This is a genomic window from Acinetobacter lactucae (genome assembly GCF_001605885.1).
Taxonomy (GTDB): Bacteria; Pseudomonadota; Gammaproteobacteria; order Pseudomonadales; family Moraxellaceae; genus Acinetobacter; species Acinetobacter lactucae.
The window spans coordinates 24,989-51,229 of record NZ_LRPE01000013.1 but is presented as its reverse complement, the minus strand read 5'-3'; the positions used below and the strand labels follow the sequence as shown (position 1 = coordinate 51,229).

General features: G+C 39.9%; 19 protein-coding genes and 1 pseudogene. 11 read left to right on the top strand and 9 right to left on the bottom strand.

All coding sequences use genetic code 11. The features are described from left to right. Positions 1-57: 57 nt before the first annotated feature. The gene (locus AWW73_RS07415; protein WP_062849266.1) at positions 58-1,380 is read left to right on the top strand and encodes a glutaminase; all 1,323 of its coding nucleotides are present in this window, start codon (positions 58-60) and stop codon (positions 1,378-1,380) included. Here AWW73_RS07415 and AWW73_RS07410 read toward each other — a convergent pair. Further along, complete coding sequence (locus AWW73_RS07410; protein WP_062849265.1) at positions 1,347-2,135, bottom strand: AraC family transcriptional regulator; 789 nt, start codon at positions 2,133-2,135, stop codon at positions 1,347-1,349. The genes AWW73_RS07415 and AWW73_RS07410 overlap by 34 nt on opposite strands. Before the next feature lie 106 nt (positions 2,136-2,241). Between AWW73_RS07410 and AWW73_RS07405 the strand changes: the two genes are divergently transcribed. Further along, a complete protein-coding gene (locus AWW73_RS07405; RefSeq protein WP_062849264.1) occupies positions 2,242-3,462 on the top strand; it encodes an MFS transporter in 1,221 nt (406 codons plus the stop codon). Positions 3,463-3,529: 67 nt separating this feature from the next. Here AWW73_RS07405 and AWW73_RS07400 read toward each other — a convergent pair whose 3' ends face one another. Next, positions 3,530-4,675 (bottom strand): aldose epimerase family protein, encoded by a 1,146-nt coding sequence (locus AWW73_RS07400; RefSeq protein ID WP_062849263.1) that lies wholly within the window; start codon positions 4,673-4,675, stop codon positions 3,530-3,532. 170 nt (positions 4,676-4,845) lie between these two features. Between AWW73_RS07400 and AWW73_RS19175 the strand changes: the two are divergent. After that, a pseudogene (locus tag AWW73_RS19175) lies at positions 4,846-4,917 on the top strand (hypothetical protein); the annotation flags it as partial. An 11-nt stretch (positions 4,918-4,928) separates the two neighbouring features. Here the strand turns inward: AWW73_RS19175 and AWW73_RS07390 are convergent. Then, positions 4,929-5,804 carry a LysR substrate-binding domain-containing protein gene (locus AWW73_RS07390; RefSeq protein WP_081409539.1) on the bottom strand — a complete coding sequence of 292 codons (876 nt, stop codon included), beginning with the start codon at positions 5,802-5,804 and terminating at the stop codon, positions 4,929-4,931. 185 nt (positions 5,805-5,989) lie between these two features. Here AWW73_RS07390 and AWW73_RS07385 point away from each other — a divergent pair, with 185 nt between their 5' ends. From AWW73_RS07385 to AWW73_RS07370, 4 genes are all read left to right on the top strand, one after another. Further along, positions 5,990-6,739, top strand: coding sequence for an SDR family NAD(P)-dependent oxidoreductase (locus AWW73_RS07385; RefSeq protein WP_000926501.1), 750 nt, complete (start codon positions 5,990-5,992; stop codon positions 6,737-6,739). 77 nt (positions 6,740-6,816) lie between these two features. Then, entirely contained in the window at positions 6,817-8,118 is a 1,302-nt protein-coding gene (locus tag AWW73_RS07380) for an MFS transporter (RefSeq protein ID WP_062849260.1), read from the top strand. 20 nt (positions 8,119-8,138) lie between these two features. Further along, positions 8,139-8,984: a transketolase gene (locus tag AWW73_RS07375; RefSeq protein WP_080749874.1), complete on the top strand. Its 846-nt coding sequence runs from the start codon at positions 8,139-8,141 to the stop codon at positions 8,982-8,984. A 10-nt stretch (positions 8,985-8,994) separates the two neighbouring features. Then, positions 8,995-9,999, top strand: a complete 1,005-nt coding sequence (locus AWW73_RS07370) for a transketolase family protein (protein ID WP_062849258.1) — start codon at positions 8,995-8,997, stop codon at positions 9,997-9,999. A gap of 81 nt (positions 10,000-10,080) precedes the next feature. Here the strand turns inward: AWW73_RS07370 and metH are convergent, their stop codons facing one another. Further along, entirely contained in the window at positions 10,081-13,767 is a 3,687-nt protein-coding gene (gene metH / locus AWW73_RS07365) for a methionine synthase (protein WP_062849257.1), read from the bottom strand. A gap of 462 nt (positions 13,768-14,229) precedes the next feature. Here metH and AWW73_RS07360 point away from each other — a divergent pair, with 462 nt between their 5' ends. Further along, positions 14,230-15,861, top strand: coding sequence for an inorganic phosphate transporter (locus AWW73_RS07360; RefSeq protein ID WP_062849256.1), 1,632 nt, complete (start codon positions 14,230-14,232; stop codon positions 15,859-15,861). Positions 15,862-16,026: 165 nt separating this feature from the next. After that, positions 16,027-17,361 (top strand): D-serine ammonia-lyase, encoded by a 1,335-nt coding sequence (locus AWW73_RS07355; protein WP_062849255.1) that lies wholly within the window; start codon positions 16,027-16,029, stop codon positions 17,359-17,361. A gap of 47 nt (positions 17,362-17,408) precedes the next feature. On the opposite strand, the gene AWW73_RS07350 is transcribed toward AWW73_RS07355, so the two are convergent. The 5 genes from AWW73_RS07350 to AWW73_RS07335 all read right to left on the bottom strand — a co-directional run bounded on the left by AWW73_RS07350 (position 17,409) and on the right by AWW73_RS07335 (position 23,240). Next, a complete protein-coding gene (locus tag AWW73_RS07350; protein ID WP_062849254.1) occupies positions 17,409-18,956 on the bottom strand; it encodes a hypothetical protein in 1,548 nt (515 codons plus the stop codon). Between the two features lie 544 nt (positions 18,957-19,500). Then, entirely contained in the window at positions 19,501-19,665 is a 165-nt protein-coding gene (locus AWW73_RS18495; RefSeq protein ID WP_016144617.1) for a hypothetical protein, read from the bottom strand. A gap of 109 nt (positions 19,666-19,774) precedes the next feature. Continuing rightward, positions 19,775-20,779 carry an SUMF1/EgtB/PvdO family nonheme iron enzyme gene (locus AWW73_RS07345; protein ID WP_062849253.1) on the bottom strand — a complete coding sequence of 335 codons (1,005 nt, stop codon included), beginning with the start codon at positions 20,777-20,779 and terminating at the stop codon, positions 19,775-19,777. Continuing rightward, entirely contained in the window at positions 20,776-22,452 is a 1,677-nt protein-coding gene (locus AWW73_RS07340; RefSeq protein ID WP_062849252.1) for an arylsulfatase, read from the bottom strand. The genes AWW73_RS07345 and AWW73_RS07340 overlap by 4 nt, the downstream gene beginning before the upstream one ends. Before the next feature lie 170 nt (positions 22,453-22,622). Continuing rightward, on the bottom strand, positions 22,623-23,240 hold the full coding sequence (locus AWW73_RS07335; RefSeq protein ID WP_031947651.1) for a rhomboid family intramembrane serine protease: 618 nt from the start codon (positions 23,238-23,240) through the stop codon (positions 22,623-22,625). Positions 23,241-23,398: 158 nt separating this feature from the next. Between AWW73_RS07335 and nfuA the strand changes: the two genes are divergently transcribed. Both nfuA and AWW73_RS07325 read left to right on the top strand, forming a co-directional pair. Then, positions 23,399-24,037, top strand: a complete 639-nt coding sequence (nfuA, locus tag AWW73_RS07330) for a Fe-S biogenesis protein NfuA (RefSeq protein WP_002117617.1) — start codon at positions 23,399-23,401, stop codon at positions 24,035-24,037. 164 nt (positions 24,038-24,201) lie between these two features. Next, complete coding sequence (locus AWW73_RS07325) at positions 24,202-26,235, top strand: ligand-gated channel protein (RefSeq protein ID WP_062849251.1); 2,034 nt, start codon at positions 24,202-24,204, stop codon at positions 26,233-26,235. Positions 26,236-26,241: the final 6 nt, after the last annotated feature.

The window sequence follows — 26,241 nt, the reverse complement described above, 5'->3', positions numbered from 1 at the left end:
AGGTTGTGCTGAAATTTTGCGCGATGTTGTGAATCTCCTCATTTAAGGTTACTGACCATGAAAACCCCTCTCCCAGATTATTTGGCAAATGTTATAGAAGCCTGTGACATCGATAACAGCGGTCATCTCGCTGATTATATTCCTGAGTTGGCAAATGCAAACCCAGATCGATTAGCTTTAGCAATGTCTACGGTAGATGGTGAAATTTATTCGGTTGGCGATGATGATGTTGAATTCACCATACAATCGATTTCTAAACCATTCGTATATGCCTATGTTTTACAACAGCTTGGCATTGATGCAGTGCTTGATAAGGTAGGGGTAGAGCCTTCAGGTGAAGCCTTCAATGAAATTTCATTGGGTAAAGATGGCCGTCCAAAAAACCCGATGATCAACTCTGGCGCAATTACTGTACATTCCTTGATTCAGGTCAAACATGGTTTGCATAGCGCAGAAATTCTACGCCGTTTTATGAGCGAGCTTGCAGGTCGCGAATTAAGTTTTGATGAGTCTGTCTATGATTCGGAAGTCAAAACTGCTTACCGTAATCTTTCGATCGGTTATATGTTGCGAACTGTGGGGATTTTAGAAACAGACCCAGTCGATATTGTGAATGGGTACATTCGCCAATGTGCGATCATGGTTACGGTTAAAGACTTGGTACGTATGGGCAGTGTGCTTGCCAATGGTGGGGTAGACCCTAAAACTGGAAAACGCCTATTGAACCGATCTGTGGTTAGACAAGTGCTCAGTGTCATGATGAGCTGTGGTATGTACGATGCAGCGGGAGACTGGCTTTCAACTGTAGGTATTCCTGCTAAAAGTGGTGTGGCAGGTGGTATTTTAGGTGTGTTACCGGGTCAGGTGAGTATTGCCGCTTTTTCTCCTCGTTTGGATGAGCATGGTCATAGTATTCGAGGTATCGATATTTTAGAGCGATTATCTCGTGACATGGGGCTACACCTCATGGAAGGTACACCTTCTGCACAAACCATTGTCCAAAGCCATTATCGTACAGGCAAGGATGCATCATTAAGTGTGTATGTGCTTCGAGGCGTATTGAAATTTACCGAAGCTGAAATGTTGTTGCGTATTTTACAAGACGAGACTACTGACCAAAGCACAATCGTGATTGATTTAACCCAGATTTCACTTATTCATGATGTGGGTAAACGTATGTTCTTAGAAGGGGTAGACCGTCTGATTGATGATGGTCATACCCTTGTTTTGGTTGACCCCGAACAGCGCCTAGATCATGCGAGAACCGCCAAAGATCGAGAACTTCATGTCTATCATGATTTCGATGATTTATTGGAAAAGCATGAGATCCGCGCTAAAAAAAAGACTTATAGCGACATCGCGGCACTTCTAAACTGTTGAGGTGTTTTTCCTAGATGTCGCTTAAACATTGCACTAAACGCGCTGGGGTTTGTATACCCCAGTGACTCTGAAATTTGAGCAATAGATTCACCATTCGCGATTTTACTCAAGGCAAGTGCAATATGCATTTGCTGTACCCATGCCCGATAAGATAGCCCAGTTTCTTTTTGGAACATACGCATTAAAGTTCTAGAGCTCGCGCCAATATCATCAGCCCAATCTGTTAAATCTTTTGAATGGTCAGGCGTATGTAATAACTCTTGGCAAATTTTTAATAATCGTTTGTCTTTCGGCCACGGAATCTGAATAGGCAACAAATTAGCGCGATGAATTTCTTCAAAAATTAAGATTTGTAAAGAACGTGAAAGCTCTTGGGAAGTCGCAGTATTAGGCGCGTCTTCTCGTTCAATTTCATTTAAACGAATTAAAAGTTCATGCAGCAGATTACTGACTCGAATAATAAAACAATGTTGTCCCATTAGAGCGGCTGCATTTACTTCAACCAATGCCGTATTTAACTTCACGTGACTCAGTGAAATCACGCTGTGCTCAACATGTGCTGGAATCCATAACGCACACATGGGCGGCACAATCCACACATGATTGGGTGTAAAAACCTGAATATTTCCTGTAGACGCATATAAAAACTGTGCACGTGTATGCGTATGGGTAGGGGTGATTTCTCGGTAAGAATGTTCAGAAGAGAGTCCAATCACAAGTTCAGACAAATCAGACTGAATAAGAGAATCGGACATAAATTATCCTAAAAATTGTCACTTATACGATGATTATTGGAAGATAACTTTATAAGCGACAATTTACAATAAGCATCTCATTTAAAAATATTGGAGTTTTTCAGGTATGACGTCTTCAATACAATTGAAAGATGGTATTGCCAATACCGTTGTAAATGATCAGCCTCAGGGAATGATTATTAAGATTGTAGGCGCCGTGGCGGTCGCACATTTACTGAATGATTTAATTCAAGCAGTGCTACCAGCCATCTATCCAATGCTAAAAGCAAACTTTTCGCTGAGTTTTGCTCAAGTCGGCCTGATCTCGTTTGTATATCAAATTACAGGTTCGCTGCTCCAGCCTTGGATTGGACTTTATACCGATAAACATCCAAAACCATATCTGCTCCCACTCGGAATGGTGGTCACATTCTGCGGCATTATTTTGTTGGCATTTTCACCAAGTTTTGCTGTGTTGTTATGTGCATCTGCGCTAATTGGGGTAGGCTCTGCAACTTTTCATCCAGAAGCTTCGCGGGTGGCGCGAATGGCATCGGGTGGACGCTTCGGTACAGCTCAGTCCACTTTCCAAGTGGGCGGGAACACGGGTACAGCCATTGGCCCATTGTTGGCAGCTTTACTGATTGTTCCATTTGGACAGCATGCAGTTGCGGGCTTAGTGATATTTGCACTTTTAGCGATTTGGGTTTTATTTGGTGTAAGCCGTTGGACAGTGAGCCATGCTAAAAGTCAGGTGGTTACACGTGCTACCCAAGCACATACTAAATTGCATGGTCGTAAGCTAATTATTGCTTTGAGCACAATTAGTGTGTTGATGTTTGCCAAATTTACCTACATTGCCAGCATTAGTAACTACTTTACCTTTTACTTAATTCAAAAGTTCCATATCAGTATTCAAACAGCTCAGTTGCATTTATTTGCCTTTTTGGCAGCCGTTGCTTTAGGTACATTTGCAGGTGGTCCAATTGGTGACAAAATTGGCCGTAAAGCAGTGATCTGGGTTTCATTTGTTGGTATGGCACCGTTTGCATTAATGATGCCGTATGCAAACTTATTTTGGACAACAGTTTTCTCAATTATTGCAGGTTTGGTGTTGTCGTCGGCTTTTGCAGCAATGGTGGTCTACGCACAAGAAGCTGTTCCGGGCCGTGTGGGCATGATTGCAGGTTTAATGTTCGGTCTCATGTTTGGGGTAAGTGGTATTGCCGCAGCAGGCTTAGGACATTTAGCGGATATTAACGGCATTGAATGGGTATTTGGTTTATGTTCATTGTTGCCATTACTTGGTTTTGCAACTGCATTTTTACCAAACACAAAAGTTAAATAAATGAAAAGACTCTCAGTCATATTCAACTGAGAGTCTTTTTTAAATAACGTTAGTTCTAAGTAAAAAACTATTTTTGAATACCAAACTTAAATACGGTAACACTGTTATACGTTTGATTTGGGTTTAAACGTGTAGACGGGAAAGATGCTTGATTCGGGCTATCTGGAAAGTGCTGCGTTTCTAATGCTAGCGCGTCTGCCTGTCGATAGAGCACACCATTTGCGCCAACAATATTTCCTAATAAATGATTGGCTGTATACATTTGAACACTTGGTTCAGTGGTTAAAACCTGCATGGTCCGTTTAGATTTTGGATCAACCACACTAGCTGCAAGATTTAATTTCCCTTGAGACTTTTGATTAATTACCCAAGTTTGGTCATAGCCGTATCCATAGGCCAATTGCTGATGATTCGCTCGAATATCTTTCACAATGGCTTTAGGCGTCCGAAAATCAAAAGGCGTACCTGCAACTGAGACAATTTCACCTGTTGGTAAAGAGTTTTGATCGGTTACCAATATACGGTCTGCATTGAGTTGTACCACATGATCTAGTACGCCATAAGGATTATTCCCAGCGCCTGATAAGTTGAAATAACTGTGGTTGGTGAGATTAACGACTGTAGGCTGATCAGTTTTAGCCTTATATTCAATTTGGAATTCATTTCGATCTGAAAGACTGTAGATTACTTCTACATCTAGTTTTCCGGGAAAACCTTGATCTCCATTTGGACTGGTTAACTTCAGAGAAGCTCTAACGGTTTCACCTTTAGAAACGAGGGGCTTAACTTGCCATACACGTTTATCAAAACCAGGATTCCCGCTATGTAATGAATTCGGCCCATTATTTTTTTCAAGATTATACGTTTTTCCATCTAAGCTAAATTTAGCATTACCAATACGGTTAGCATAACGGCCAATCAATCCGCCAAAATGAATACCTGCATTGGTGTCAGTAACTTCATAACCTTTTAGATCATCAAAGCCCAAAACGATATTGTTTTTTTTGCCTTGGGCATCGGGAGTCAAGATTTGTGTAATTACACCACCAAAACTAATAAAAGATACCGAGACTCCATTGTTATTACTCATGGTGTATAGATCAACTTTTTGGCCGTCTTGAGTTGTGCCATATGGCTTTACATTTAATGTTGCTGCATTTGCAAGTTGCGCAAAGCTATAAATGGTAACACCTAAAATTACTAATTTTTTCATGCTTATACTCTATATTGTAATAGTTGGACTGGATGAATATAAAATTGATTTTTCATCTTTTTAAAGAGGTTTTTATTATATGTAGTGTTAATAATAATCGAGTGGTTAATATTCAATATTGGAAAACTGGTTCAATTTACGCTTATAAAGAAATTAAAATTATGAGCAATGTTTTTACTTACTTTGTATTTGTTCGAGAGATGATGCATCACTTAAGAGTTGAGAAAATTCAAATCATTTAAAAATTACTTTCTCAATCTGCCAACTCATCATGAATCCAGCTTAAAAACAGCTCAATTTTAGGAATAAACTGATGGGTCCGTGGGTATACCAAATGATGAGCAGAAATAGGAATCGACAGCTCATCTGCGAAAACTCTAACCAACTTTCCAGATTCCAAATAATTTTGAGTAAGTAAATTACTTTCTAAAACAAAACCTAGTCCATGTGTGGCTGCCTCAAGTGACATATAAGAGCGGTCAAAACTCAAAGTATAGGGAAACTCAGGAATGCTTAAACCCTGATGGGCAAACCATTGGGGCCAAGTAACTAAGGTTGAACGCGATAAAATCAGTTCTTTCTTTAATAAATCTTGAGGTTTATGCACAGGACTACGTTCAAGTAGCTTGGGGGATGCAAGCACTTCCAGCTTTTCATTACGAATGGTTCTGATTTCTACGCCTGTCCAGTTGGGCAAACCATGACGGATATCAATGTCAATCTTGTCACGGGTGAAGTGCAAATTTTCATATGAACATGACAAGTTGACCTGAATCATTGGAAATTTTTCTTTAAATGACTCGAGGCGAGGGAGCAACCAAAGCAAACCAAAACTTGGGGATGAATGAATATATAAACTGTCTTTCGGGCTTTTATCGGCAGCTTTTTCAGTTGCTAACATCAGGTTATGCAAAATGGTCGTGACATCTTGAAAATAGCGTTCGCCAGAAGGGGTCAGTGTCACACCACGGGCACCACGAATAAATAAACTCTGCCCAATCATTTCTTCAAGCTTAGCAATTTGATGACTCACTGCGGAAGGCGTGAGATTCAAATGCTCCGCTGCCTTGGCAACATTGCCGAAACGGGCGGTTTGTTCAAAAGCCTGTAATGTTTTAATTGAGGGCATCTGATTGAAATTGTTTTCACTGCTATCCATGAAATGATCCGATTTTATCTCTAAAACTTATTTGAAAATAGCATAGACATGAATTTTTTTCATGCCTTGTTGAATTCGAGCTGATTGCTGGGCTTTGTGAAAAAAGAGATTCTAAGTCAGAACTCAGGAAATAAAGCGTAAAAAGAGGATTGAACATGTTACTACAAGGAAAAGTGGCATTAATTACGGGTGCAGCATCAGAACGTGGAATTGGGCGAGCAACCGCAGAAATCTTTGCACAACAAGGTGCCAAAGTCATTATTGTTGATTTAGATCTTGCTCAAAGCCAAAACGCTGCAAAGGCGCTTGGTGAAGGACATTTAGGCCTTGCTGCAAACGTTGCGAACGAAGAACAGGTCAAAGTAGCTGTTGAACAAGCATTACAGCACTATGGCAAGATTGATATTTTAATTAACAATGCGGGTATTACTCAGCCAGTTAAAACACTTGATATTCAACGCAATGACTATGACCGCATTTTAGATGTTAGCCTGCGCGGAACACTCATTATGTCGCAAGCTGTTATTCCATCAATGAAGGCAAATGGTGGTGGAAGTATTGTGTGCCTATCTTCAGTTTCAGCACAACGCGGCGGTGGTATTTTTGGCGGGCCACATTATAGCGCTGCAAAAGCAGGTGTGTTAGGTCTGGCAAAAGCGATGGCTCGTGAGTTTGGTGGAGATCAGATTCGTGTAAATTCTCTTACTCCGGGGCTGATCCAGACTGATATTACTGGCGGTTTAATGAATGATGACCGTCGTCACGACATTTTGGCAGGTATTCCACTTGGCCGCTTAGGTAAAGCACAAGATGTTGCAAATGCAGCATTATTTTTGGCAAGTGATCTGTCAGCTTACTTAACTGGTGTCACACTCGATGTAAATGGTGGCATGCTGATTCATTAAGGCTTGTCATTTAAAAACTAAAAATAGAATGATGGTCACAAGAGGATACTGTGGCCAAATGTAAAGGGATTCGCATGATGGATACAGTATTTTCATCTGAAGTAGATACAACGGTTCGTAAATCGGCGTATCGAAAAATTGCATTTCGGCTCATGCCATTTTTAATGCTTTGTTATTTTTGTGCCTATTTAGATCGAGTAAATGTAGGTTTTGCCAAGCTCCAGATGATGAGCGATTTACAGTTTAGTGAAGCTGTATATGGGTTAGGCGCAGGGATTTTCTTTATTGGTTATTTTCTCTGTGAAGTGCCAAGTAACATTGTACTCCATAGGGTAGGTGCGAGACGTTGGATTGCCCGTATCATGATTACTTGGGGTGTTTTGTCAGGCTGTTTTGCCTTTGTTCAAACCGAATGGCAATTTTACACCTTACGTTTTTTACTGGGTGTTGCCGAAGCTGGTTTGGCTCCGGGATTGTTGCTCTATCTTACTTACTGGTTCCCGTCTTACCGCCGTGCACGCATGACTGTACTTTGGTTTATCGCGATTCCAATTTCGGGAATGATTGGTGGGCCGCTTTCAGGCTTAATCATGGACCGGATGAGCGGTGTACATGGTTGGTTTGGCTGGCAGTGGATGTTTGTGATCGAAGCTATTCCTACTGTACTTGTTGGCCTATTGGTACTCGCTGTTTTAAAAGACTCTATTCAAGATGCTAACTGGTTAACCCAAGACGAAAAAAACTTGGTGAAGCAAGAGCTTGCTCAAGATAACCAGCACAAAGAAGGTCATGCTAGCGTTAAAGATTTCATCGCAGATAAACGGTTATGGTTACTGGCGGGCATCTACTTTTGTGTAGTGATGGGCCAATACGCCATTACCTTTTGGTTGCCAACTCTTATTCGTAACTCAGGCATTAGCGATAACTGGCATATCGGTTTGCTCACAAGCCTGCCTTATATGTGTGCCATTGTGGTCATGATTTTGGCAGGGCGTAGCGGTGACCATTTCCAAGAACGCCGCTGGCACTTAATTATCCCGATGTGTGCAGGTGCTATAGCACTCACATTTGCGACCTTATTCGCTTCAAATCTAACGCTCTCTTTAATTTGCCTTTGCATCGCAGCTTCAGGTGTGCTGACGGCATCCTCTTTATTCTGGATGCTACCGACCAACTTTTTGGGTGGTGTTTCCGCAGCGGCAGGTATTGCAGCAGTGAATAGTTTCGCTAACCTTGCCGGATTTTGCTCACCTTATCTAATTGGTTGGATTACTACCAACACAGGTTCCAATGCAATCGGCATGTTCTTAATCACAGCAGTATTAATTTTCGGTGCCAGTCTGGTTCTGCGTGTTCCGGCAAAACTGGTCAATCGTTAATAAGGAAATAGTAAATGACAATATTAAATGTTGATAAAGCAGGCCAAATTGCCGAGTTGCAACAACGTGCCTACCACATTCGCCAACATGCTTTACGTATGGGGCAAGTACAAGGTCAAGGTTATGTCGGACAAGCTTTAGGTGCAGCAGATCTACTGGCAGTATCTTATTTCCATGCCATGAAATATCAGCCAGAAAACCCTGAATGGGAAGGCCGTGACCGTTTTTATCTGTCTATTGGGCACTATGCGATTGCACTTTACGCAGCCTTAATTGAAGCAAAAATTATCCCGCTTGAAGAACTTGAAACCTACGGTGCAGATGACAGCCGTCTACCGATGTCGGGCATGGCTTCATATACACCGGGCATGGAAATTACAGGTGGCTCATTGGGTCATGGTCTTGGAATTGCAGTCGGTGCATGTCTAGGACTGAAACAGAAAAAATCAGATGCTTTTGTCTATAACTTACTGTCCGATGGAGAGCTAAATGAAGGCTCAACATGGGAAGCTGTAATGTCTGCTTCTCATTGGAAACTAGATAACTTGATTGCGATTATTGATGTGAATAATCAGCAAGCAGATGGACACTCAAGCGAAATTTTAGCGTTTGAGCCGATTGTAGACCGTTGGCAGTCATTTGGTTGGTACACGCAGCGCGTAGATGGCAATGACGTGGAAGCTTTACTTACGGCATTCGACCAAGCACGAAACCATGAAGGAACATGCCCACGCGTCATTATTTGTGACACCAAAATGGGTAAGGGCGTATCGTTCTTGGAAAGCCGTGAAAAAACACACTTCATTCGTGTTGATGAACATGAATGGGATGACGCTTTAAATATTTTGACCCACTACGGACAGTAAGGAATACACCATGAGCCAGTTAGCCAATCCTCCTAAGAAAAAACTAACCACTTCGGCAATGATTGCTTCTATTGCTGCCGAGGGTCAACCGACCAAACCAGCACCATTTGGCCATGCACTGAATGCCTTGGCAAAAGAGCGTGACGATATCGTAGGTTTATCAGCAGATTTATCAAAATATACAGACCTGCATATTTTTGCTAAAGAAAACCCAGACAAGTTTTTCCAAATGGGTATGGCAGAACAACTTTTGATGAGTGCAGCAGCAGGACTTGCTCGTGAAGGATTTGTTCCTTTTGCAACAACTTATGCCGTGTTTGCATCACGCCGTGCCTACGATTTTATTTGTATGGCGATTGCAGAAGATAACCTGAATGTCAAAATTGTGGCAGCACTTCCGGGTTTAACTACGGGCTATGGCCCAAGTCACCAAGCGACAGATGATATTGCGATTTTCCGCGCTATGCCGAACTTGATGGTCATTGACCCATGTGATGCCTTAGAAATCGAACAGGCAATTCCACAAATTGCTGCGCATAATGGCCCTGTATATATGCGTTTATTACGTGGTCAGGTTCCATTAGTACTCGATAAATACAATTACCAGTTTAAATTGGGTAAGGCACAGGTGATTAAACCGGGTAAAGATTTACTCATTATTTCCACTGGTTTATTGACCATGCGTGCGCTTGAGGCAGCCGAAGACCTTGAAAAAGAGGGCATTGAAGTTTCAGTGCTGCATGTGCCTACCATTAAGCCTTTAGATGAACAAACCATTTTGGATGAAGTTGCAAAAGGTGGCCGACCTGTTTTAACTGCCGAAAATCATTCAGTCATTGGTGGCTTAGGCGAAGCAGTTGGCTCACTACTTCTAAGAAATGGACAACATCCTCGTTTTGACATGATTGGTTTGCCTGATGCATTTTTAGATGCAGGGGCATTACCTACTTTGCATGATCGCTATGGTATTTCAACTGAAGCAGTTAAAGAGAAGATTAAGTCACATTTGAATTAGAAATCTTAACTTACCAAATTGAAGAGGGCGTGACAGGATTTACCTTCACGCCCTATTTTTTAAACGGGGTTATTTAAAAGCTTAAACAATCGAATCATCTAAATTCGGCGCTAACCAACGTTTAGCTTCATCCAGTGTCCAACCTTTACGTTTCGCATAATCTTCAAGTTGGTCTTGAGAGATTTTACCCACATTAAAATATTCACTTTGAGGGTGCGAATAATAGAAACCACTTACCGAAGATGGTGGCATCATTGCAAAGTGTTCAGTGAGTTTAGTACCGATTTTGTCGGTAGAACCTAACCAATCAAACAACACTGCTTTTTCAGAGTGCTCAGGGCAAGCAGGGTAGCCTGGGGCAGGGCGAATACCGACGTATTTCTCTTTAATCAGTTCTTCATTGCTAAGCTGTTCATCAGCTTTATAACCCCAGAACTCTTTACGAATGCGTTCATGCAAGTGTTCTGCAAAGGCTTCAGCAAAACGGTCGGCTAGTGACTGAACTAAAATTGCAGAGTAGTCATCACCTTTGGCTTTGTATTCATTTGCCAATTCTTCTGCACCAAAAATCGATACAGTGAATCCGCCTAAGTAATCCTGTTGCTCACGGTCACTACGAATGTAATCTGCCAAAGACAAGTTTGGTTTGCCTGTCACTTTGTCAGATTGCTGACGTAAGTGCTCAAAAGTATGTGTAACATTTTGACCAGCTTCATCAAATACGCTCACTGTGTCGGCGTTAGTGCGCTGAGCAGGGAACATACCAAATACAGCACGTGCATCAAAACGATTATTGTCGATAATATCTTTCAACATCGCTTGAGCTTGATTGTACAAATCTGCTGCAGCTTCACCAACCACTTCATCTTCTAAAATTTTCGGGAATTTACCTGCCAAGCTCCAAGAAATGAAGAATGGTGTCCAGTCAAAATACTCTACAAGGGTTGCAAGAGGGTAGTTAGTGAGAACTTGTGTTCCCAAAAGATTTGGTTTTGGTGGTACATAGCTTTCGTCAATTTTAAAACCGTTTTCAACTGACTCTGCATAAGTCAATTTTGCAGCTTTTGGCTGTTTGTTGGCTAAACGCTCGCGAATCTTGGCATATTCCGCACGGTGCTCTGCAATAAAGTTTCCACGCATTTCTTTCGAAAGTAAGGTTGTTGCAACACCTACAGCACGTGAAGCATCAGCCACATAAATCACCGCATCGTTTTGATACTGAGGATCAATTTTTACGGCTGTATGTGCTTTAGAAGTAGTCGCACCACCAATCAATAAAGGAATGTTAAACCCTTTGCGCTGCATTTCTTTCGCAACAAACACCATCTCATCTAAAGATGGGGTAATCAGGCCAGATAAACCAATGATGTCACATTTCTCATCAATAGCAGTTTGCAAGATTTTCTCGCAAGGTACCATTACACCAAGATCAACAATGTCATAACCATTACAGCCGAGTACTACGCCTACGATATTTTTACCAATATCGTGTACGTCACCTTTAACAGTTGCCATGAGGACTTTACCTTTAGATTGGCTACCTGTTTTTTCAGCTTCAATGTACGGGTTGAGCCAAGCCACAGCCTGTTTCATGACACGTGCAGATTTCACAACCTGTGGTAAGAACATTTTGCCTGAACCAAACAAGTCACCAACCACGTTCATACCATCCATCAAAGCGCCTTCAATTACATCTAAAGGACGTTTAGCTTTGAGGCGAGCTTCTTCGGTATCTTCATCAATATAAGTCGTGATACCTTTAACTAATGCATATTCAAGACGCTTTTCTACAGATTCATTACGCCATTCAAGGTTTTCAGCTTCTTTTGCAGCACCGCCTTGTCCACGGTATTTTTCAGCCACTTCAAGCAATTTTTCAGTCGCCGCCTGACCAGACTCACCTTGGTTTTGATTTAAGATGACATCTTCAACTGCTTCTTTTAGCTCGGCTGGAATATCATCATAAATTGCCATTTGGCCAGCATTTACAATACCCATGGTCATTCCTTGCTTGATGGCATGGTACAAGAACACAGAGTGAATCGCTTCACGAACAGGTTCATTACCGCGGAATGAGAACGAAACGTTCGATACACCACCAGAAATCATGGCGTGAGGTAAGTTTTGTTTAATCCAACCTGTGGCCTCAATAAAGTCGACGCCATAGTTATTGTGTTCTTCAATACCTGTTGCTACTGCAAACACGTTCGGGTCAAAAATAATATCTTCAGCAGGGAAGCCTACATCGTTAACCAATACATCATAAGAACGTTTACAGATTTCGCGTTTGCGCTCAGCAGTGTCGGCCTGACCTTTTTCGTCAAATGCCATGACAATAATCGCAGCACCATATTGACGGCACAGGCGAGCTTTTTCGACAAACTCGTCATAACCTTCTTTTAATGAAATCGAGTTAACAACGGGTTTACCTTGTACGCATTTTAAGCCAGCTTCAATGATTTCCCATTTTGATGAGTCAATCATGATTGGCACACGTGAAATATCTGGCTCGGAAGCTACAAGGTTTAAGAAATGCACCATCGCGTTTTGCGAATCGAGCATCCCTTCATCCATATTAATGTCGATAATCTGTGCGCCAGCTTCAACTTGCTGCTGTGCCACTTCTAAAGCTTCGGCAAAGTTTTCTTCACGAATTAAGCGTAAGAATTTTTTTGAACCTGTAACGTTGGTACGTTCACCCACGTTTACGAAAAGTGAGTCATCATAAATATTAAATGGTTCTAAACCACTTAAACGACAAGCCGGTACAGTTTCAGGAACTTGACGAGGTGAAATATCTTTTACCGCATTGGCAATTGCACGGATGTGGTCAGGCGTTGTACCACAGCAACCACCGGTAATATTAATTAAGCCACTTTCTGCAAATTCTTTTAAGAATGCCGCAGTTTGCTCTGGTGTTTCATCATATTCACCAAAAGCGTTTGGTAAGCCAGCATTTGGATGTGCTGAAACAAACGTATCTGCGACATCAGAAATCGTTTTAACGTGAGGGCGCATTGCATCTGCACCAAGTGCACAGTTAAAGCCAATCGATAACAAGTCGCCATGACGTACAGAGTTCCAGAAAGCTTCAGCAGTTTGACCTGTTAAGGTACGACCTGATGCATCGGTAATAGTCCCTGAAATCATAATTGGTAATTCGTGACCAATTTGTTTAAAGACTTCTTTAACTGCAAAAATTGCTGCTTTACAGTTTAAGGTATCGAAAACGGTTTCAATTAGAATAATGTCTGCACCGCCTTCAATCAGCGCATGAGTCGCTTCAATATAGTTTTCTTTTAGCTCATCAAAGGTGATATTACGAAAGGCAGGGTCATTTACATTAGGTGAAATTGAACAAGTACGTGATGTTGGCCCAAGCACACCTGCTACAAAGCGCGGTTTATCTGGAGTCGAATACTTTTCACAAGCCGCTTTAGCTAAACGTGCTGCTTCGCGGTTAATCTCTGGAACAAGATCTTCCATGTGGTAATCAGACATTGAGACACGCGTGCCGTTAAAGCTGTTGGTTTCAATAATGTCTGCACCAGCATCAAGATAAGCTTCATGAATACCTTGAATGATTTGAGGCTGTGTCAGAACTAAAAGATCATTGTTACCTTTTAAGTCATGTGCCCAATCGGCAAAACGCTCACCACGGTAGTCTGCTTCTTCCAATTTATGGCGCTGAATCATGGTACCCATTGCACCATCAATAATCAGAATACGTTTGGCAAGAAGCGCTTTTAGGGTGGCAAGCGTGGACATATAAAACCCCGATATTGTACGAATTTAAAAATGCGGCGCTATTGTAACAGAATAGTTGCGCAATAGATGACCTATAACGACCCATCATTCACTGTAAATCATCCCCTAAACAAGTACTTTATGACAAAGTGGCGAGTGATTTTTCATCAAATATTCATCAAATGATCATGATATTGAAATATTTCATCTCCAATATTCGGTTTTATGACAATTGTGGTGTTTAAAAAATAGCCGTTTAGGTAATTTTTTAGATCTTTTTGCTTCAAAAATAGTCATAAATTAGATGGGTGGGGACTTATGTAAGTTATTGTATTTTTATAAAAAAATAAAAATCGTAGAGGAAAGGTGCATCAAATGAGGTCAAAATATGAAAAATTGACTTCATCGGGCGCTGCTTTGTCATATAATTGTCATAATTTAATTTAAGAATACAGAGGATTTTTTTATCCTCTTACCGTCTGCATGAATTCTAATCTACCCCCTGTTTCGGATTCAAAACTTGCGGCAAACCTGCAAGTCAAATCGACGAATGTACATGTCCCGACACCTAAATTTTTTATGCCGGTGTTTCTGACGATTATTGTTGCAACACTTATTTATATTGGATTTCAGGTGAGTGCTGATTTAGCACATGTACCACCTTTGAGTCTTTATTCAGTTATTCTTTTATCAACTGCACTCTTGATTGCTTTAGGCTTTGAGTTTGTAAATGGCTTCCACGATACTGCAAATGCAGTAGCAACAGTGATTTACACCAATGCTTTACCAGCACCGGTTGCAGTCATGTGGGCTGGTTTTTGTAATTTCCTTGGGGTAATGGTTGCAAGCGGCGCAGTCGCTTACGGCATTATTGCATTGTTGCCTGTTGAACTGATTATGAATATGGGCAGTGGTGCAGGTTTCGCAATGGTTTTTGCATTGCTTATTGCTGCGATTCTATGGAACTTAGGTACATGGTTCTTAGGTATTCCTGCTTCAAGCTCTCATACCTTGATTGGTTCAATCTTGGGTGTGGGTATTATGAACCATCTATTGAGTGCATCGACTGGCGTAACAACCAGTGGTGTAGACATGGATCAGGTGATTAAAGTCGGTAAGGCATTATTATTTTCACCTTTAATTGGTTTTGCTTTTGCAGCGATTGTATTCTTGTTGGTTAAAACTATTTTTAAGCGCCAGTTAGAATTATTCCAGCCGCCTGAAGGTAATAAACCACCACCAGCAATCATTCGTGCAATTTTAATTTTTACCTGTACAGGTGTAAGTTTTGCACATGGTTCTAATGACGGCCAAAAGGGTATGGGACTCATCATGCTGATTTTGGTTGGTCTAGTGCCGTTGGCTTATTCATTAAATAAAAACCTTGATACACAACAAATTCAATCATTCCATCAGCTTTCTTCTCAAACTGCCGTATTTTTGAATCAAAATCAGCCAGAATTAACCGATGAAAAAGCACGTGTTATTCTGACTACCTATATTCAAACTAAACAGCAAACTCCGGAAGTTATGCCTGCATTGGCAAGTATGACTGATCATTTGGGTGAGCGCGTTTCTAGCTATAGCAACTTAAAAGATATTCCTGAAGCTGCAATTAGCGAAATTCGTAATGACATGTATTTAAGCACCACTACATTTAAACGTTTGGATAAAGCGGATGCTTTACCAAAAATGGATCAATCACAAAAGAAACTTGTGAAAGAATACCGTAGTAGCTTAGATTCATTCTTACAATACATTCCAACTTGGGTAAAAGTCGCGGTTGCTTTAGCACTTGGCCTAGGCACAATGGTGGGTTGGAAACGTATTGTTGTGACTGTAGGTGAGCGTATTGGTAAGCATCACATGACTTATGGTCAAGGGATGTCTGCTGAGCTTGTCGCAATGAGTACAATTGCAGCTGCCGATGGTTTAGGTATGCCGGTTTCAACAACACACGTTTTAAACAGTGCTGTTGCGGGTACGATGGTCGCGAATAAATCAGGTTTAAACTTTAATACCGTGAAGACAATTTTATCTGCATGGGTATTTACTCTTCCTGCAACAATCTGCTTGTCAGGTGGTTTGTACTGGTTATTCTTACAGTTTGTATAAAAGCATTTAAAAAATTAAAGCCACTGTTCACAGTGGCTTTTTTATTTGTTTAGTTTTTAAAATTAGGACTATTTTTCATATACATTCATCTATAAATTAATAAGTTGTTATAGGTTATCAAACAGCTTTATAGGCTGGGCTTAAACTTTTATATCAGGATATATTATGAATGCGGTTCAAATAGATCAGTTAAAACAACAATTTCCACTTATTGAAACACTTCAAGCCTATCAAGAAACATTTTGGTTTACACCTCATCGTTATCCTTTAAAAGAAGCTTTAGAAAAAGTTGGACTAACCGCTAAGGATGTAAGTGAAGCAGAAGCAAGACTAGCGCGTTTCGCACCTTATTTGGCAAAGGTATTTCCCGGAACTCAAGCACAACACGGAAAAATTGAATCAGATATTGTTGAAATTGCTCATATGCAACAAGCGCTTTCTTCAGCGAAACAAGTACAACTTAATGGAAAATTCTGGCTGAAAAAGGATAGTCATTTACCTATTTCAGGTTCTATTAAAGCACGTGGTGGTATTTATGAAGTTCTTACTCATGCTGAAAAACTTGCCATGCAGGCAGGATCACTCAAATCAGAAGATGATTATAGTAAATTAGATCAAGATTCATTTCGGGCTTTCTTTTCTAAGTATCAAATTGCAGTGGGTTCTACAGGCAATCTTGGACTTTCTATAGGCATTATGAGTGCCAAACTCGGCTTTAGAGTCACTGTTCATATGTCGGCTGATGCGAGACAGTGGAAAAAAGACAAACTACGTTCCCTGGGCGTTAATGTTGTGGAATATGCGAGTGATTACGGCGTAGCTGTTGAAGAGGGGCGTAAAGCCGCAGAGCAAGATCCTCACTGCTTTTTTATTGATGATGAAAACTCAACAACATTGTTTTTAGGCTATGCCGTTGCAGGAATACGTTTAAAACAGCAATTTGAGCAAAACCAAATTAAAGTCGATGCTGAACACCCATTATTTGTTTATTTGCCGTGTGGCGTCGGTGGTGGTCCTGGTGGGGTGAGTTTTGGACTAAAACTTGCTTTTGGTGAGCATGTACATTGTATTTTTGCAGAACCAACCCATTCGCCGTGTATGTTACTTGGTGTCCACACAGGTTTGCATGATCAGATTTCAGTAAATGATATTGGTATTGATAACGTTACTGCAGCAGACGGTCTTGCGGTAGGGCGTGCTTCAGGTTTTGTCGGTCGTGCGATGCAACAGTTAATCGACGGTTACTACACCATTCATGATGAACGTTTATATGAGCTCATTGCGCTTTTAAATCAAACTGAGAATATTCAGCTGGAGCCTTCTGCGGTAGCAGGCATGATGGGACCGTATTATGTTCAGACTAACTCTGATTATTTGGCTTTACATCAGTTAACAGCTGAGCAGTTGCAGCAGGCAAATCATGTGATATGGGCGACTGGAGGCGGTATGGTGCCACCTGATGAAATGCAAAAATATCTATCGCACTTTCAAGGTAAATAAAGACACTTTAGAAAAAAGCCCAATTCTAGGATTGGGCTTTAATCAAATTATTTTTTAGATGACTTTCTAAAAGGTAGCTTTTCGGTAGCAAAGCCATAAATTGCAGCGAAAGGCAGGGCAGTTCTTGCTAAATAAGCCACACGCCATAATCCACCATGGTTAGCACCTTCCATCATCAGCTCAAGTGGATGATCCAATACAGTTTCAGGATTTGCCACAGAAGACTCATTTCTTAAATCATGAATCCAGAGCGCTGCCATAATGGCATTGGTGGTTTCAGGGCTAAATGCTTCTACATCGAAAAGCTCTGCGCCATTAAAAGCTGCTTTCAGCAATGGATTTTTAGTCACTGAGTGAGTTGTTGTCGATGGTGCAATATTAATGCTGACACGTTGCCCTTGATGGCGAGCCAAAATTGCACGCCATTGTTGAATACGTTTTGCCAAAGCATAGTTTGGTCCTTGTTCAACCACTAAACAGTCAGCAATACCATAAGTTTTTCCATTTTCACATGTAACCAAGTCTTGATATGGCGCTTGAAAAAAACGATTGAGAGAAAGTGTGGAAACACCTTTCACAGCTAATTTTTGTATTTTTTTGCGTGCTTTAAATTTCTCTTGAGCAGCCTCTGCAACTTCCTTTGGTACTGCATAAACATCGGTTGGTGTACACATAAACATAAGGCTCGTATCAGGCTTATGCTCGCTTACATATTGCATGATACTGTCCATGGCCATGGAAACACGGACATGCTTTTCACCATCTAAATAGGCGATTGCTGCCAAATCTAACTTTTGTGGAAACTGAACCAACCACTGCGCAATTTCTGGTAATTGAGTCAGTAAATTTGCACCTAGCTTATCTTTTAACTCAGAAGCTTTTGCTGAAGAATCAATTGATTCAAAACATGGTGCAATGAGTGTGGCATTCCCTTGTTGAATCGTATTTAAGATTTTGCCCCAGACTCGTGAGTTTGGTAAATCTACCGCAACAATATTCGCTTTCCATTTAGCTAACCAAGGGAGAGGACCTGCTTCTGACGCAGCTCCAAACAGCACCATGGTACGGTCAGATAAATCGAACCATTCTGGGTGAGCAATAGCTTCACGCAAAGCCTTTGCATGGCTTGGTTCAATAATACCAGCCACTTCCCAGCGTTGAATTTGGTTTAATAAGCTTTGTCCACTTAATTTTTGTCCTTTATAAGGAACATACCATTCAGGTGCTACGTCACTTTCACCTTTAAGTTTTACTGTATAAAGTGGTTTAGATGAAGCAATATGAACGGCATCTTTTAAAAGGTAGTGTTTATTATCACGATAATAATCAAAAATATGGTGAGCTTTATGCAAACCTTGCTTCGCAATAGTAATTGGGTTGTTACTGTTAGAAATTCCTTGTTTAACAAGTGCTTTAAAATATTCAGGATAGTTTTTTCGCCAGTTTTTTTCATTCAACACTTGTTGTGCGGTTTTATTATCTACAATAGATAAAGCCTCTGACAAGATCTCTTGGCCTGTAAGAGATGTGCTTTGCTTTTTTGTTGAGGCGTGTACCGGAAATTGTAGACCTTCGACTTGACTTGTGCTGGACATAAAATATCTCGTTTATACGACTGGGTTAATATACAGATGTATACATTATCTATGCCAATGAAAGGAAACGAGTGGCAATAACTGACAAAATAATATTGATTATTTGTGTGATGAAACTTGAAAGAGAAAGTTATTATGATAAATTCATCTCATTTTTGTCTGAATTTTTTTCACATTTTTATAGACTTACGTTACATAAATGATTATTTTGTATTAAGCAAATACATCAGCTTTAACCTGAAGGTAAAATGTTCAAAATGTATCAATAATAGAGATACAGAAATGATTAAAAACTAGACTTTTTTCTTAAGTGATAAGACAAGTCAAACGAAATAAGAAAGAATTGGGGTGAAACTAGATAGAAGACAACGTAAGATTGTCTTTTAAAAATCTTGGGGATATGGTGATTTTTTTTACACCATAATTTTCTAGTTTCATCCCATCTATTTTTGGGCTGGAACCCTCCATTTAGTATTCAATTTATCAATTGATTGAAGCCTGTTTCTTTAGAGTAACTTCAAAACTACTTTAAAAGAGGGTATTTCTAACAACGACCTTTTTTAGCTTGTCCTGGTGGGCAAAAGTCTCCAGGGTGTCCGTAGTGTGGTGAATCTGGGTCAATCACAATACTACCGTCGGGAGTATGGACTGCACAGGCCGATAGAGACATCGTGAAAATTGCTGCGGCGCAAAGAAGTAAAGTTTTCATGTTGTTCTCACTTTTTTATCATTCTCATTTGTACTATAAAAATATTTTGATTATTTTTCGATCTAATTTTGGTTAAAAAATATCTTTAAACAGCCTAATTAAGAAGAAATTAAGGAGATCGTAAAATTGTTCGAAATCCAACATGTGTCGCAGCTAAATCAAAATCCTGTGGATAACGGCTACTACTACGATAACGGGAACAATAATTTTGAGCACAAAGAAAAGATCCGCCTTTAATTACATATTGGGTACTAGTGATTTGTTGTTGTCGTAAATCAGAATAATTTCCCATATGTTGGTCATGAGCACCTTGATATGGAGAGGACGTCCATTCCCATACATTTCCAATCGTATCAAATAGTTTGAAATAGTTTGATGCAAAACATCCAACGGGTGCAACACCTTTAAAGTGATCTTGATTTAGGTTTTGAAAAGGGAATTCACCTTGCCAATAATTTGCTTGTGGATGTTGGTGTTCATTGGTAGGAGCTTGATGTAAAGGAGTATCCGTTTTTGAATTGGCTTTAGCTGCATATTCCCATTCTAGTTCTGTGGGTAAATCACGTCCTAGCCAGACTGCATAATGTTCAGCATCATTTTTACTTACATATCGCACAGGCTCATTAGGATTTGCTACAGCGCCTTTATCACCATTTGGGGTTTTCCACGTATATCCTGATTTTAATTGCCACCATTGCTGTGGATGATCAGAATCTGGTGAAAAAACAGCAGCCTGCTTTTGTTTTTCGGCATCGGTAATATAGCCTGTTGCTTTTACGAAGCTTGCAAATTGGGCTACGGTGACTTCGGTCTGATCAATCCAAAATCCTTTAACTTCTCGTTGTTTTGTTCCAAAATTAAGTTCATCGGGATAGGCTTTCTCAGAACCAAAATTAAAATGCCCATCGGCAATTAAAACCATCCCAGCTGTAGGTAGTTTGAGCCACCCTTGAGGCAGTCCTGTGTAGTGTTGACACTTTTCAATAGAACCCAAGTCAGCTAAAGAAGTTGGTTTTTGAGCCGAAGATGTAGACTCAGAAATTTTTGAAGATTGGCTACAGCCTGTCATAAAAGACAGGCCGATTGTGATAACTAAAAATGGTTTTAATCTCATTTGGCGTTATATTCCTGCACACCATTTTTCTCAGTATATTTTTGATAGACTGATAACAGCTCTTGAACTTTAGCTGGGTAAAGCTGTGCAACGTTTTGTCTTTCACCCCGATCCGTTTTAAGGTTATATAACTCCCAAGTTCCTGTACCTAATTCAGGGCGTCCTTGGAGTGCAATTTTCCAATCACCTTGTTTTGCATATTTACTACCATGTAACTCATCGGCAAAACTAAAATTGGCAGGGCGAATCGTAGTTGTTTTATTTTCAAGTACAGATTTCCATGAGTAGCCAGTTGGCGTATTGATAGTACGTCCATTGTATTGGCCTTGAGGTACTGGAATATGAGCATAATCTAGTAAAGTTGGGAAAACATCGAGTACAGATGCAAAGCTATGATTGGTTGCTTGTGCTTTTTTCTGATTCGGTAATTTCACAATGGCAGGGGCTGTCGTTGCACCTTCACCCGCCGTGTCTTTCCACAAGTGAAAAGGTGCGGCACTCACTTCGGCCCAACGTGGTCCAATATAATGATACGAAGTAGGTGTACCTACGTTTGCTACAGAGTTATCAAAACCAGATTCACTGCCATATCCTCCACGTACAAAACCTTCTGCGCCATTGTCTGAAACAAAGAAAATTAAGGTATTGTCATAAAGATTATTTTGTTTGAGATATTGAATAATACGACCTACATTGGCATCGAGATTCTCGATCATGCCCGCATAAATTTCCATTTTACGGGCTTCGAGTGCTTTTTGTTCAGTTGTTAACTCATCCCACTTTCCATATTTCTGTGGGGCATTTTGAGTTGTAATTGGTTCTGCTGCCTCAAAGTTTGCAGGAATAATCCCAAGCTGTTTTTGCTTAGCAATACGGGCATTACGAATTGCATCATAACCGACATCATAAACCCCGCGATATTTTTCGCGATATTCGGCTGGTGCCTGAATTGGCCAGTGAGGTGCTGTGTAGGCAGCATAAGCAAAGAATGGTTTACCACTATTTTTGCCTGAATCTAAGTAGCTTAGTAATTTATCGGTAAAATAGTTCGTCGAGAAAAAGTCGTCAGGCAATGCTGAAACAGGAACAATTTGTCCATCTTCGGTATAAGTTGAATTTCGTTTAAACGCACTTGGAGCCTGCTTAAAGTGATGGTCTAAACCTTGTAATAAAGTAAATGAGTGGTCAAAACCTTTAGCATGTGCATTAGTTTCAGATGTTAGTCCTAAATGCCATTTACCACTGATGTACGTGCGGTAACCATTGTCTTTAAGTACTTGTGCAATCGATAGCGAGCGTTCGTTTAAGTAGCCCTCATAGCCTGGTTGTCCCTTTAAATGGTCAGGTGTGAGCTCAGCCATTGCCCCAATACCAGCTAAATGGTGATCAGTACCAGAAATGAGTTGAGAGCGTGTTGGCGAACAGGTCGGGGCAGTATGATAATCCGTTAAAAGGCGACCTTCTTGAGCCAAACTATCAATATTCGGCGTATGAATTTCACCACCAAAAGCCCCTAAATCTGAATAGCCTAAGTCATCAGCCATGATAAATAAGATATTGGGTTGCTTAGGTGTACTTACGACATTTTCTTGATTATCGTTGTCATTACATCCAGCCAAAGATAAGCTAAATAATGCAATGGAAAGGCTAGATAAAATTGCTTTGTACTTCATTGTATCATCTGAATTATTAAAAGAATTGGCATGAGTTTAATCAGATGGTTTTTGCAAACAAAACAACGAATTGATCAAAGAAAATCAGAAAAAAGACTGAGAATTTATGCAGATAAATAAATAAGAAAAAAAGAAAAGCCCACATCGGGCTTTTCGTTGTTTTATTCTATTTAGAAAGGAAGGCGAGTAAGTTGGTCTAGGAAATGTGGAATAACTTTAGGTTCAAGTAAAATGGTAACGATGATCCCGTAAGCTGCACCCCACAAATGAGCACTATGATTGATATGACTATTACCTCGTTTACCTGCCCAAATACTGTACGCCACATATAAAATGGCGAAAATAATAGCGGGTACGGGAATGAAGAATACAAAAATCAGCTTCCATGGCTGAAACAGAATATAAGCAAATAAAACTGCTGAAACAGCACCTGAAGCGCCTAGACTGGCCCAATTCGCATCGTTTTTATGTTGTAAATAGCTTGGTAAAATCGCGAAGATTAAGCCACCTAAATAGAACAACACGAAACCCATGTCATAAAAATATTGGCGATAAAAACTTTCAATAATACTGCCAAAGAAGAATAGGGTAATCATGTTGAAAAGTAGATGTGTTCCATCGGCATGAATAAAACCATGCGTGATGAAACGATCAAACTGCCCACGTTGCATTGCTGGTGGCCAAAAGATCAGGCGGTTCATTACATTTTGATTGCTAAATGCAAGTAAAGAGACAATGACCGTAATAATAATAAGGGTAATGGTATGGTTAAACGGCAAATGCAACATAAGAAATATTTAAAAAATGATCAATACTGAGGTCAATAATGCCATTAAAAACTTAACTTGAAACCCTGTTGTGTATAAATCCGACAAATTTAGTTGATTTTTTTTAAATCTACCTCATCTTCGGTTAATATAAAGGCATCAGCTTGAGGAATATTGTTATGTCGACTGAGAACACCAACACTGCTGTTGCAGAAGAAATTCCAAACCTTTTGATTACACCATCTGCACAAGAGTATTTGCACGATTTACTAACGAAGCAAAATACTCCGGGAATTGGCGTTCGAATTTTTGTTGAGCATCCGGGTACGCCACGTGCGGAATGCTGTATGGCATATAGTGCGCCAGAAGAAGTGATTCCAACGGATTATAAACAGGATTATCCTGATTTTCCTGCGTATATTGATGCGCCATCTATTCCTTATCTTTTAGATGCCGTAATCGATTACAACAAAGACCGTTTTGGTGGTCAGCTCACTTTCCGTGCTCCAAATTCTAAAGTTCCACGTGTTGGTCCAGATGCTTCAATTGAAGAACGTATTACTTACATTCTTCAAGCAGAAATTAACCCAGGTCTTGCAGGGCATGGCGGAAATTGTAGCTTGGTAGAAGTACAAGATGATCCAGAACACGGTTTAACTGCTGTATTAAAATTTGGTGGCGGTTGCCAAGGCTGTTCAGCAATTGACGTTACCTTGAAACAAGGTGTCGAAACCACTCTAAGAGAGAACATTCCTGAGCTTCAACGTGTGGTTGACCAAACTGACCATACGCAAGCAGAAGGTGCTTATTTCAAATAATTAATTTATTTGAAAAGTGAAATAAAAAAGCCTCAAAATGAGGTTTTTTTATACCTATTAATTGAAAATAATTATCAATATTATTTATCTTTTTATTTAATTTTGTTACATTTGTTAAGGTGAAATTCACAATTTATCCATTATTTGATCTGCTGGAGCAGGATATGACTAAATATATTTTCCAATCTGTATTATCTCTATCGATATTTACAGTTATGTTTCCTATGGCTTACGCTTCTGAAAATGAAAATAATTTAGTTGATTCTTCAAGTGAAAATAAAAAAGAAGTTACCCAATTAGAAAAAATAGTCGTAACAGCGAGTGGTTTTGAACAAAATATAAAAAAGGCAGCCGCTTCTATTTCTGTTTTAACTCAAGATGAAATTAATAAAAAAGCATATCGTGATGTAACTGATGCACTTAAAGATGTACCAGGCGTGGTTGTTACTGGTGGTGGGAGTTCATCTGATATCAGTATTCGCGGAATGGGTAGCGCATATACCGTTATTATGGTTGATGGTAAGAAAGTAAATACACGTTCTGTGCGACCAAATAGTGATAATTCAGGTATTGAGCAAGGTTGGTTACCGGGAATCGAAAGTATCGAACGTATTGAGGTTATTCGTGGTCCAATGTCTGGCCTATATGGTTCAGATGCGATGGGTGGTGTTATTAATATCATTACTAAAAAAGTTGCAGATGTTTGGAACAGTTCGGTTAAGTTAGATACAACGATTCAGGAAAATAATAAATCTGGAAATCTTTACCAAGCCAATACTTATGTGTCGGGACCATTAATTAAGAATTTACTTGGATTAAAAGCCAACGGCACATTTTCACAAAGAGATGAAGATGAAATTATTGGTGGTTACAACAAACAAAAAATTCGTGCAGGAGGGGCGACTTTAAGCTTGACTCCTAATGATCAACATACCATTGAGCTTGAATACCAGCGTTCTATCCAAAATCGTAATGCCACAATTGGTAAAACAGTTTCACCTATTCAGACCGGTCGTAATCCACCAGCAGATTCATTAACAGACTATTATCGTACAGAATATAGTTTAACGCACCGTGGTGACATCGGTCCTGTAAAGACTCATTCTTATATTCAGCGCGAAGAAAATAACAATCCATCTAGAAATATGGAAGCTGTAAATACTACATTTAACACGCTTAATCAGATCACACTCGCAAATCATGCGCTTAGCGTGGGCGGAAGCTATTTAAAAGAAGAATTAGACGATTTAGGTAACCAGTTAAAAGTAGGTGGCTCACAACCTGTTTCTAATTTAGATCGTTATAGCTGGGCATTATTTGCAGAAGATGCATGGAATATTATTGATCCTTTCACTTTAACAATGTCATTACGAATGGATCAGGATGAAAAATTTGGAGATCACTTTAGTCCTAAAATATATGGTGTATGGACTTTAAATGATAACTGGATTATTAAAGGCGGCGTATCAACAGGTTATAAAACACCTGCACTACGAGCGACCGTAGCAGAATGGGGACAAGCTACAGGTGGTAGCAGTTCTGCTGGAGTGATTGTAGGTAATCCAAATTTAAAACCAGAGAAAAGTACCAACTATGAGCTGTCATTCGCGTGGGATAATTTAGATAATTTGAATGCTGGCTTAACGATTTTTAATAGTGAATTTAAAGACAAAATTACAGAAGTTAGAACGTGCTCAGGAGATGCAGGTGCTCGCGAGTGTAAGTGGTTAGGTCTAGATTTTGATTTTGTGAGTCAACGCACAAATGTGGATAAAGCCAATATGAGAGGTGTTGAAGCGACATTTGGTTGGTTAATTTCACCAGATTTAAAAATGAATGCCAATTATACGTATACCGATACTGAGCAAAAAAGTGGTCAATTTAAAGGTCAACCTTTAAATGAAATGCCGGAACATATGTTTAATACCACTTTAGATTGGCAAGTTAATGACTTAGTCAACATGTGGAGTCGCTTGAATTTCCGTAGTAAAACTTCTGAGTATTTAAGCCGTACCTCAATGGCTGAAGGGAAGCCTGCTTATGGACTGGTTGATGTTGGTATGAACTATAAGCCGACTGATAAAATCCAAGTTGCGGCAGGCATCTATAACTTATTTGATAAAGACATTGATGTAGCAACTTATAATTATGTCTTAGACGGACGTCGTTATAATTTAGGTATTATTTATAAATTTTAATTAGTT